Annotated in this window: 1 protein-coding gene; it reads left to right on the forward strand. The window is 52.1% G+C overall.

Annotated elements, in window-relative coordinates; genetic code table 11:
* Positions 1-58 precede the first annotated feature (58 nt).
* Positions 59-774 (forward strand): IS1 family transposase gene (locus tag VPK24_RS04630; RefSeq protein ID WP_393010935.1). Its coding sequence is split into 2 segments (ribosomal slippage): positions 59-344 and positions 344-774, totalling 717 coding nucleotides; the frame shifts between segments, so codons are not numbered across the junction.
* Positions 775-800 lie beyond the last annotated feature (26 nt).

Raw genomic sequence — 800 nt, forward strand, 5'->3', positions numbered from 1 at the left:
GGTAGTGCCTGTGAAGTAATGATGCTAGTCTAGCAGCAGTCATTCACCGCTCCAGTTCATGCCTGCTTGCCCCCAGTGCCAATCCAGCCACACGGTTAAAAATGGTCGTATCCACAACGGCAAGCAACGCTTCAAATGCAAAGCCTGTGGTCGCCAGTTCATTGAGCACCCCACTCAGAAACGAGTCACACCTGAGCAGATCGCCCTGATTGATCGTCTGCTCCTAGAGCGCCTCTCCCAGGCCGCGATTGCGCGGGTCGCACAGGTCTCTGAATCCTGGCTTGAATCCTATGTGGCAGTCGAAGCCGGTCGCATCTCTCGCCAGGCGCAAGTGCGCCCTAAAAAAAAAGCCGTTTAATCCTGCAACTGGATGAACTTTGGTCTTTTGTGGGTTCCAAGAAGCAAAAAGTCTGGATCTGGCTAGCGCTGGATGCCGTGACTCGCGAAGTCATTGGGATGGTCATGGGGAATCGTTCAGCCCAGTTAGCCCAAAAGCTATGGGAGAGCTTGCCGGGTGTCTATCGCCAATGTGCAGTCTGCTACACGGATTTTTGGGAAGCCTATCGCAGCGTGATTCCCAGAAAACGACATCGACCTGTGGGCAAAGAAACCGGATTAACGAATTACGTGGAGCGATTGAATAACACCTTGCGTCAGCGGATTAGTCGTTTAGTGCGGCGCACCCTGTCTTTTTCCAAATCCTTGGTCAATCACGAAGCAGCGATTTGGCGATTTATTCACCACTACAATGCCTCATTGCCAGTCGCTTCATAGTCCATCATTACTTCACAGGCACTACC

Source organism: Limnothrix redekei LRLZ20PSL1, assembly GCF_043235035.1.
Lineage (GTDB): Bacteria > Cyanobacteriota > Cyanobacteriia > CACIAM-69d > CACIAM-69d > CACIAM-69d.